The sequence below is a fragment of the Persicitalea sp. genome (assembly GCF_041751555.1).
In the GTDB taxonomy this organism is placed as follows: Bacteria; Bacteroidota; Bacteroidia; order Cytophagales; family Spirosomataceae; genus Persicitalea.
The window spans coordinates 1-9,986 of the sequence record NZ_JBGSXF010000530.1; the positions used below are offsets into that span (position 1 = coordinate 1).

General features: G+C 50.2%; 8 protein-coding genes. 6 read left to right on the forward strand and 2 right to left on the reverse strand.

Features of this window, described 5'->3' with window-relative positions:
- Positions 1-336: DUF2384 domain-containing protein (locus ACEW8P_RS18855; protein WP_373514627.1), on the reverse strand; the 336-nt coding region annotated here is incomplete at its 3' end.
- 550 nt (positions 337-886) lie between these two features.
- Positions 887-1,426 (reverse strand): hypothetical protein, encoded by a 540-nt coding sequence (locus ACEW8P_RS18860; RefSeq protein ID WP_373514628.1) that lies wholly within the window; start codon positions 1,424-1,426, stop codon positions 887-889.
- On the opposite strand from ACEW8P_RS18860, the gene ACEW8P_RS18865 reads away from it, so the two are divergent.
- The 6 genes from ACEW8P_RS18865 to ACEW8P_RS18890 form a co-directional block, all read left to right on the forward strand.
- On the forward strand, positions 1,406-1,945 hold the full coding sequence (locus ACEW8P_RS18865; protein WP_373514629.1) for a glucuronate isomerase: 540 nt from the start codon (positions 1,406-1,408) through the stop codon (positions 1,943-1,945). The two genes, ACEW8P_RS18860 and ACEW8P_RS18865, sit on opposite strands and share 21 nt — an antisense overlap.
- Positions 1,946-2,453: 508 nt before the next feature.
- On the forward strand, positions 2,454-3,074 hold the full coding sequence (locus tag ACEW8P_RS18870) for an RNA polymerase sigma factor (protein ID WP_373514630.1): 621 nt from the start codon (positions 2,454-2,456) through the stop codon (positions 3,072-3,074).
- 67 nt (positions 3,075-3,141) lie between these two features.
- A complete protein-coding gene (locus ACEW8P_RS18875; RefSeq protein WP_373514631.1) occupies positions 3,142-4,242 on the forward strand; it encodes a FecR family protein in 1,101 nt (366 codons plus the stop codon).
- Positions 4,243-4,498: 256 nt separating this feature from the next.
- A complete protein-coding gene (locus ACEW8P_RS18880) occupies positions 4,499-7,930 on the forward strand; it encodes a SusC/RagA family TonB-linked outer membrane protein (protein WP_373514632.1) in 3,432 nt (1,143 codons plus the stop codon).
- 13 nt (positions 7,931-7,943) lie between these two features.
- Positions 7,944-9,386, forward strand: coding sequence for a SusD/RagB family nutrient-binding outer membrane lipoprotein (locus tag ACEW8P_RS18885; RefSeq protein WP_373514633.1), 1,443 nt, complete (start codon positions 7,944-7,946; stop codon positions 9,384-9,386).
- A gap of 24 nt (positions 9,387-9,410) precedes the next feature.
- On the forward strand, positions 9,411-9,986 hold a 576-nt coding region (locus ACEW8P_RS18890; protein ID WP_373514634.1), incomplete at its 3' end, for an FAD-dependent oxidoreductase.

A 9,986-nucleotide genomic window follows, 5' to 3' on the forward strand; every position in this document is an offset into this window, starting at 1 on the left:
GAAATAGAAGTTCTTTCGATTCAACCACTGGTCAAATTCGTTGACCGAGCCAAATACGTCGATGCCGTGTTTGATGAGGGACAGCAGGAGCAGGACCTGCTCCTTCACATTTTCTTTGAAGGTAGTGGGGGGCTTCTTGTATTCGCGAAACGTTTTGACACTCACGTTAAGCCAGTCGGAGATGACACCGTCGTTAAAATCGGTCAGTGTCTTAATGGCATTGACATGCTGCCAGTTCACTTCTCTGGTGTAGAGAAAGTTCAGGATTTCGCTATCGTTGATGTAGCCCGGTACATCATTGAGGAATGGGCTGGCGGATGATACTACTCGTTTCATTTTGGTTGCTTATAATGTGTCAGGACAAATATAGGCAATTTTGCCTTCATAGAAGGGAGTATTTGCCCTTGTTGTCGGTAGGATTGAGTGCAGGATCCTTAAGGTGTAGCTAGCAAATTCTGGGAGTATCCGCCAGGTGCAAATATCAATTATCTATAAGACAAATATTTAGGAAGGAATGTTTGCTTTTGGCGACCATTGAAGAAAGCAAATGACTCTTCTGTTTAATTGGCCTAAAAAGCAATCAAATTTTATGCTTTTCAGGCTGTTTTGGCTCTTCAAAGCAAAAACACTGCGAAAATCGGCTGCTAACTGCGGTTTTACCTCCGCAGTTCACCAACTCTCCCAGTAGCCGATAGCGCCTGACCCTACCCAAGTGTGGTTACCTTTCTATAATTCTTTGATATTCAATAGGTGATATCCTATACACGGCGTATAGAAGGCAGCGACCGCCCATAATGTATCAGCTACCCCTTTCTCAAATCTGGGAAAGGGGTGGCCGCCGAGTTTGAAATCCTCATCTTCGGTCTGCTAACAATGTGCTTCCCTATTAAAGGATGTTATTACTTGTGATGTGCTTATAAACCTGCCGGCCAATCTCCACGCCCGTCGATGGTCCCTGCTGATCGTCCCCTGATGACCCTTTTTTTGCGGAGCGGTTGCCGCCCAGGGCCTGGTAGACTTCTCTAAGAGAGAAATCACTGAACTCTCCCCGCCGGGTCCAGAGGTGCTGCGTGGCCAGAACCTTAACATCCATGCTGCCGGTATGAAAGTAGTCTTCGTAGCGCAGGGAGCCTTCGTTAAACAATTCGCGGAGGAAAGGTATCTTAGCTTCCTCCGTGCCGTATCCAACAATGAAGAAACAGTCAGCGGGATTATCGGGGTCGATAAAGCGTCCCAAAATCTCGCACAGTTCGTTGAGTGCCTTGGCGGCCGGCCTGTATTCCTTCTCGTTGGCCAGTTGCGCCCGCGTGACGCCCGTACCCGGCGAGACGTAATCCAGGGGCAAATCAGAAATCTCGCGGGGGCGGACAAGCAGCAAGTTGGCAATATTCAGGAAGCCTGGGTTTTGGGCGACCTGTACAAGCACCGCGCCATGCGCATTTACGGTGTGCCGGAGCGGCTCATCACGGGCGACGCCGACGACTTTGACAAATTTAAAGCTTGGGCTAGATGCCTAAAAAAGACCCTCGGCAATCCGCTCTTCCATTGGTCGTGCATGGAGTTGCAAACCATTTTTGGAATAGAAGAAATTCTGGATGAAAACAACTCCACGGAAATCTGGGAAAAAGCCACCGCGATGCTGGCGACCAAGGAATATGCCGCCCAAGCCATTTTACAGAAATTCAAAGTAGAACTACTCTGCACGTCGGACGACCTGGCCGATTTGCTGGAAAACCATCGGGCGATCGCTGAATCCGAAAGTACTATGCAACTTCTGCCTTCCCTGCGTGGCGACAGCATCATCGCTTTTGGTCAGGGTACTTTTGGGAATTTGCTGGAAAAAATTAAAAAGCAAACTGACGTTGAAATAAGCGACCTTGATTCTTACAAAAAGGCAATCTATAAACCCGATCAATTGCTGAAAGCACACCGAATGGAAAAGTGAAACTCCAACTAATCACTCTTTGGCCGCCCTAAGCCGTGCCTCCGAATTTTTTGGGGCGTGGCTTCTTTTTACACGCCAATTATCTTGAATGATTTTTAGTACTGGAAGGGTGTCGTAGGTCTCCGGGTACAAAAACTTTAAAATTGCGAAATAGGCCTGAATAATTCTATTTCGGCTGAGTGGTTCGATAGGTTGTAAGAACAAAGAATATGCTAGTTCCAAGGCCTTGAGTATCGAATTATGAAGACAACAGAAGAATACACCGTCAGCCCTGTCTGACGATAGAATAAGAAATTCTGCTAAGATATTGCACCCGTAAGTTGGATTATGGCTTTGCATACATTTCACTATAATACCGTAAATGCATTTGAAGCTTAGAGGGCTTTCAATTTGGTGAAAAATGTGACGTTAGGTGCCTAATGTAGGTAGAAAATTAGGTAGTCTCCTTTTGTAAACACATGAATATTTTACTTTTGATTAGTACATTTAGTATCAATCAACACTGACTTTGTCTGCTGTACCCTTAAAATCTTACCGCCCTCAATCGGAAGACACCAAACGCTGGGCCGCCTTTCGGGCGGGCGACCGCACGGCCTTCGGTCATATCTACGACCAGCACATTCAGGAATTGCTTTCATACGGCCATCGCATTACGAACGACCACCAGCTCATCCGCGACAGCATTCACGACTTGTTTTTGCACCTTTGGACGCAGCGTGAAAACCTCTCCCCCACCGATTCGATCAAGTTTTATCTGTACCGCTCGCTGCGCAACCGCATTATCCGCAACGCTGGTAAAATTTCCCCATTAGCGACCGATCTGCAACTAGCAGCTGAGGATATTTTGGTGGAATTATCAGTAGAAAACGTCTGGATTGTTCAAGAAACACAGCACGAACAAGCCGAAACACTACGCGCTGCCATCGACCGCCTGCCCAAGCGGCAGCAGGAAGTGATTCAACTCCGTTACTACCACGATTTCAACGCGGAGGAAATCGCCAAACTCTTGGAAATCAACAACCAATCGGTGCGCAATTTGCTGCATCAGGCCATCGGTCGTTTGCGTGATTTTTTTGGTGATGGTTTCTTCATTTGCTTCCTATTGGTCGAGTTTTTCAAAAAACTTTAACTTTTTTTCATATAAAACAGTACAAAACGACTTTCTCCCGATTTAGGGGGCAAGAACGATTTGTACTGTGTTTCAAAAATACGCCTCTTACCAGACCGCCGACTTCGTAGCCGATGCCGATTTCATCGAATGGGTGCGTCGGCCTACGCCGCTCTCCAATCAATTTTGGCAGGAGTTTCTGGAAGTATTTCCCCACCAGCAACCCGCTTTGCAGCAAGCCCGGCAGACGGTTCGGCTGTTGACCGAGGAAGGGAGGGCGATTTCTGCCGATCCCAATGACGCCAAACAAATCTGGGAGGCCATCGAGGAAAGTCTGGACACTGCACCTATTCGCCGAATCGGTTTCTTGCCCAACGGCTGGCAACGCTGGGCGGCAGCGGCAGCGGTGGTGCTGACGCTGGGCGCGGGTTGGTATTTTATTGGCTCCCCGAGTTCCGGCAGGCCCGAAACCTACCAGGCACTCGTTGAAGAAGCCGAGGCTATTCAGCCGCTGGAAGAAGTAATAAATACAACTACCCAACCACAGTTGGTTAGCCTGCCCGACGGCAGCACGATCACGCTCGAAAAAGATAGCCGGGTGAGTTTTGCTAAAAGTTTTGAGGGCACAAATCGGGAAGTGTATCTTACGGGTGCGGCCTTTTTCGACGTGACCAAAAATCCCGACAAACCTTTTTTGGTTTATTCTAATGAATTGGTTACGAAGGTTTTGGGTACCAGTTTTCGTATTCAGGCTTTTGAGAAAGACAAGAACATTGTCGTGTCGGTAAAAACCGGACGGGTGTCGGTGTATCCAAAAAAGTCGCCCGAAAGTGCCGACCCCGAAACGGCGGGGATGCTGCTGACGCCCAATCAAGAAGTGAAATTTGCTCGCGCCGAGGAACGTTTTAATCGGACACTCATTGAAAAACCAACCGTTCTTCTCACCCAAGAGGAACTACAACAGTACGCTTTTGACGACGCTCCGGTCAGCCGCATTTTTGCCGCGCTCGAAAAAGCCTATGGTGTGGAAATTGTTTTTGACGAAGAAGTCATGGCCAACTGCCACCTAACGACTTCCCTCTCCGCCGAGACGCTATTCGACAAGTTGGCCGTCATCTGTGAAGGCATCGGTGCTACCTATAAAATAGTGGACGCGCAGGTGGTGGTAAGCGGAAGAGGGTGTAATTAAAAAAGGGACAAAGGCACAAAGCGATTCGTCGCTACGACACAAAGGCACAAAGTGAAATGCTGGTTTCAGAAAGGCTTACTCATCACTCATCACTAAATAACGCTTATGTAACAACACCTCCAAACGAAAAAGGCCGACGGCGTTTGCAGCGTCGTCGGCCCGGCAAAAGATTCCTCGCCTGGTGCTTGCACCTACCGTTTGCAGCGGTAACGAGGGGTGTTTCTGTGATCTTTCAAACCCAAAAACTTTTCAAACAATGAAAAAACCCTTACAAAAACAAGGAAAACTGTTCCTGCTTATGAAAATCTCGCTCGTTCAGCTCTGCCTTGCGGTGATTTTTGCCGGACTTACCCAGGCCCGTGATGCTTCGGCGCAGGAGTTGCTGAACCAGAAAATTAGTCTGACTGCGGTAAACCTCGACGTCAAGTCAGTGCTTTCGGATATCGAGCAAAAAACCAAAGTGCGCTTTACGTATCGGCCCCGGCTCATCGAGAATGAGCCTAGCGTGACACTTTCGGCTACCAACGAACGTTTGGGTGAAGTGCTGGAAAAATTGCTAACGCCGCTGCGGTTGAAGTATAAGGTAATTGGCAAAGAAATTGTGCTGAGCAGGTTGTCAACGGCCTACGCGCCTCCTCTCTCTCCCCCCGTTTCGCTCCCAACGGTGCTGCCACTCGACCGCCAAATAACGGGTACCGTAACTGATGAAAGCGGCGCAGGTCTCCCGGGTGTGAGTATTTTGGTAAAAGGTACTTCCAGAGGTACCACCACGATGTCAGATGGTACTTACGATATAGCCGTTCCTGATGGCTCGGCCACCCTGGTTTTTTCCTTCGTGGGGTACTTGGTGCAGGAAGTGGAAGTAGGGAGCAAGTCCAGAATCGACGTCAGCCTCCAGGTCGATACCAAGCTTTTGGATGAGGTAGTCGTCACGGCTTTTGGCATTAAAAAAGACCAAAAATCCCTCACCTACGCCACCCAACAGATTTCAGGAAAGGAAATTTCGGCGGTAGGAAACCCGAACGTGCTGAACGGCTTGCAAGGCAAAGTAGCTGGCGTAACGGTAAGCCTAAATAGCGGAATGCCCGGCAAGTCGCCCGGCATACGCATACGGGGCAGCCGCTCTCTGACGGGCAACAACGCGCCGCTATACGTGATCGACGGCCTGCCCGTTTCGGGTGGCGATCGCATTCTGGATATAAACCCCAGCGACATCGAGTCTATGAACGTGCTGAAAGGCCCGGCGGCCTCGGCACTTTACGGCTTGCGGGCTTCGAATGGCGTGATTGTAATCACGACTAAGAATGGCTCGGGGGCGCAGGGAAAGCCGACGGTCACATTTGACAGCCAGTTCAGCATCGACCAGGTGAGCTTCCTGCCCGATTTGCAGATGGAATTCGCCCAGGGCGAGAACGGCGTGTTCAACCCAAATTCTATTTTTACCTGGGGGCCGAGAATTAGCACCATGTCTGCCTACACCAATCAGCTAGGGGAACAGGAACAACCCGCCGTGTATGACAATGACAAAGCTTTTTACAAAAACGGCAGCACCATGAGCTCTAACCTAGCTTTCTCTAATTCGGGGGCATTCGGTAATTACATGATTGGGGTGGGGCGGAGTGACCAGAAGGGTGTCGTTCCCAATTCGTCCATGACCCGTAATAACGTCAAGTTCAACGGCACATTCAACTTGCTCAAAAATCTTACTTCTGCCGTGTCCTTCAATTTTTCCGATCTCAGCGTCAACGACTTTCCGGAGGAATCAGGCAACAACAACATATTTCGGGGTCTTACCGAAACCCCTCCCTCCTACAATTTGGCCGCAAAGCCCTTTGCTGCCGCTGATGATCCTTATCGGCAAATATTCTATCGGGTTTCTCAGAACAACCCCTACTGGGTCATTAACAACGCTTTCCGTAACGAAAAAACCAAGCGCACGCTCGGGAACATCTTGCTGAATTACAAAATCAGCGACGGTTTGGCCTTAAACTACCGAATCGGGGTGGACCATTTTACGACCAATGGCACCACGTATCGCGAATTGGGATACGCGCAACAGGGGCGCACCAATCCACCCAGCGGGGGGAGTATCATCGTGGGCAACCAGTTTTCCAATCAGTTGAATTCCAATCTTTTCCTGACCTACAACAAGCAGTTAAAAGAAGCATGGTCGTTGGATGTGGTCGCGGGTAATGAAATTTTCGATACGAAAAACGAATTCGTCACTACCAATGGCAATAATCTTTCAGTTGGCAATTGGCCCAATCTGGCCAACGCTACCCTCATCACTGGCAGCAACAGCATCCGAAATCAGCGCAATGTCGGCTTCTACGGCAACGTGAATATTGGTTGGAAAGATAGAATTTACCTCAATGCCTCGGGCCGCAACGATATTGTATCGAATATGCCGACCGGAAACCGCTCTTTTTTTTACCCATCGTTGGGTGCGAGTGCCATCATAACCGAGCTGATACCCGCCAGTAAGCAAATTTTTTCCTTTGCCAAATTACGAGCCACCGTGGCTGAAGTCGGGCAAGCCGGACCTTTGTACGTCAATGGCAGGGGATTTGTTGCCAACAACCCAGGCAGCTTTGTGTTTCCCTACTTGGGCCTGGCTAGCTATGCCCAAAGCGGTACACGCATAAGCCCTGACCTCGTTCCTGAAAACACCCGCACCTTGGAAGTGGGGGCCGATATCCGTTTCCTGAACGACCGTATCAGTCTGGATTACACGTATTTCAACAGTAATTCCGACGGGCAAATTTTCAACGTACCTGTCCCGATCACGACCGGGGCCACCAACGAGGTCAGGAACGGCGGAAGGCTTAATAGCAAGGGACATGAACTGGTTTTGACACTGATTCCCGTCCAAACGCGCGACTTCCGCTGGGAATTCAACACCAACTTTACGAAATATGCCAGCCGGGTGCTGGAACTTTATGGCGGGACGCAACGGGTGGTAATCGGTTCGAGTACCATTACGCTGGCCGCGGAAACAGGTAATATCTACCCCAGCTTCGTAGGTACCTCCTACGTCCGTGATCCGGCGACCGGGCAGGTGGTTTATCAAGGCAATCAGTCACGCACCGATTACGGCCTACCACTGATCAACAATACGCAAAAAGTCCTCGGGACGCCGACGCCCGACTTTGAGATGAATTTCATCAACCGGATTTCTTACAAAGGTCTGACGCTTTCCGCGCAGCTAGATTGGCGCAGCGGGGGACTGATTTACAACCACTCGCTCAACGAATCGCTGCGGCGCGGCCTAGCGGGGGAGACGCGGGATCGCGAAACCCAGTTTGTGCCGGAAGGAAAGAAGGGAACCATCACCAACGGGCAGCTTGAGATACTGGGCGATAACGACATCCAAATCAACCGCGACCGCCGTTATTACGACATCACCTGGCAGATTCAGGAAATTGCCCTTTCCGACGCTTCGTTTGTCCGCCTAAGGGAAGTGGGGCTAACCTACGATTTGCCCAAAAAGTGGCTGTCGAGCCTAAAAATCGGCACCGCCTCTGTTTTTTTTAATGGGCGCAATCTTTTCCTAATCACCAGGGCATTCACCGATCCCGAAGTGAACATGACCGAAGGCCCCTATTCGAGTGGTAATTCTCAGGGTGTCGAGGTTTCGCAAATACCCCAGACCAAGAGCTACGGTTTCGGACTCAGAATTAAAATTTAAAAAACTCCTGAAAATGAAAAATATCAAACTACTCCTTCTTGTTTTCATCGTCACGTTCAGTTCCTGCTCGGAGGAAATCATGAACGACATTGATACCAATCCCAATCAGATCAACAGCGCGCCCCTCAAAACCCTGCTCCCGCAGGTAATGGTGAGCTATGTGGTTGAAATAGCGGGCGGTAGTACCGCTATAAACACCTATTATCTGTCAGAGCAAAACACATTCGTGCTGGGCAATAACGTACTTCTGGGGGTGCAGGGCATGGGCGCACAAGCCTGGGAGCAGGGCTACCAGGCATTGAACGACTTAGCAATCTTGAAACAAAATGCCCTCGAAAGCAATGCGCCTACCTACGCGGGTATCGCCGACGTGCTGCGGGCTTTCAACTTGGCGGCCCTAACCGACTGGTTCGGAGACATTCCCTATTCGGAGGCGCTACGGAGCGATATCGTCAATCCCGCCTTCGATAAGTCAGAAACCCTTTACCCCGAAATCCAGAAAATACTTGATGAGGCCATTGCCAACCTCGAAAAGGATTCGGGGCCGTTGGCGCCGAGAACCGACGATCTGATTTTTGGGGGAAATAAAAGCCTTTGGATAAAAACTGCCTACGGGCTCAAAGCCCGGCTGTACAATCGGCTGAGTAACCTCGATCCGGCTGGTTCGGCCAATAATGCCTTGGCGGCCATTGCCAAATCGTTCAGTAGCGACGCCGAAGGCTTTGTATTCAACAGGTTTAGCGAGTTGAACACCAACGGCAATCCCTTCTCAGTTGCACAAAACGGCCAGCCGCAGTCAGCAGTTGGCAATGGTATTTTTAGCACCATGGTAAGTTTCACGCCATCGGGAAAAGTGGACGAAGACCCTCGGGCCAACATCTGGTTTACCAAAGTAAAAGGGCAACTATTGGCTGCTCCCAATGGCACCGCCCGGCCCGACTTCGGGGAACCCCGGCTGGATGGCGCTTTCTTTTCTAAACCCGAAATTCTCAAGTTTTTCAAAGCTCCCCTGCCCCTTTTGACTTTTACCGAGTTAAAGTTCATCGAAGCCGAAGCCAGCCTTCGCCTGAACAATCCGGCCAAAGCCTATGAGGTTTATCGAACCGCTGTTTCGTTGGCGTTAAGCCACGCGGGCGATTTCAATCCGGCGGTAAAGCTTAGTGCCGCCCAGATCAATACGTACCTGCAGTCGGAAAAAGTTTTGCCGGGAGCCGAGAAACTCAGCTTGCAGGACATCATTTTTCAGAAGTACATTTACTTTTATCAATACCAGCCCCTGGAAGCCTATAACGATGTCCGGCGGACGGCGTTGCTAAAAGTGACCGACCCGACGGGAAGGGCCAACCGCATTCCGTACCCCATATCGGAGTTGACACGGAATTCCAAGACGCCAACCGACATCGACAATAATTCTACCTTCGAGCCACGCACCAAGGTGTTTTGGGCCAAGAAATAATTTTCATAAAAAACGCATTGCATCATGGAACGGAGAAATTTTCTGAAATCAGGAAGCTTAGCACTACTGCTCACCGCTCACTGGCCCAAGCCGACAAACTTTCGCTCGCTGAAAGTCGACACATTGCGGGAAGCAGCGAGAGATATTTCGGTAATCGGCGAGTACGATGTAATTGTGACGGGCGCGGGTCCGGCGGGGGTTTCTGCGGCAATCGAGGCGGGGCGTACTGGGGCGAAAACCCTGTTGATCGAAACGCACGGCTGTTTGGGCGGCGTGTGGACGGCGGGGTACCTAACCTGGATTCTCGACAACAAGAACAAGCCGGGGCTCATGCAAGAAATCATGCAAAAGCTGCAATCCAAGCCCAATGCAGCCACGATTCCCTCCGGTAGCACGTTTTCTTTCGATGCCGAAGACATGAAGTTGCTACTCGAAGAACTCTGCGCAGAAGCCAAAGTCGATGTCCTTTTCTTCACCAGGGTAGTGAGTGCTGCCCAGGAAAAGGGTCGCCTGACCCACGTTTTCACCGAGTCGAAATCGGGGCGCGAAGCTTGGAAAGGAAAGTTATTTATCGACTGCACCGGCGATGGTGACCTGGCA

Bases quoted from the DNA above. Each gene is read 5' to 3' on its own strand.
- ACEW8P_RS18880 (WP_373514632.1), top strand. From the start codon at position 4,499: ATGAAAAAACCCTTACAAAAACAAGGAAAACTGTTCCTGCTTATGAAA.
- ACEW8P_RS18885 (WP_373514633.1), top strand. From the start codon at position 7,944: ATGAAAAATATCAAACTACTCCTTCTTGTTTTCATCGTCACGTTCAGT.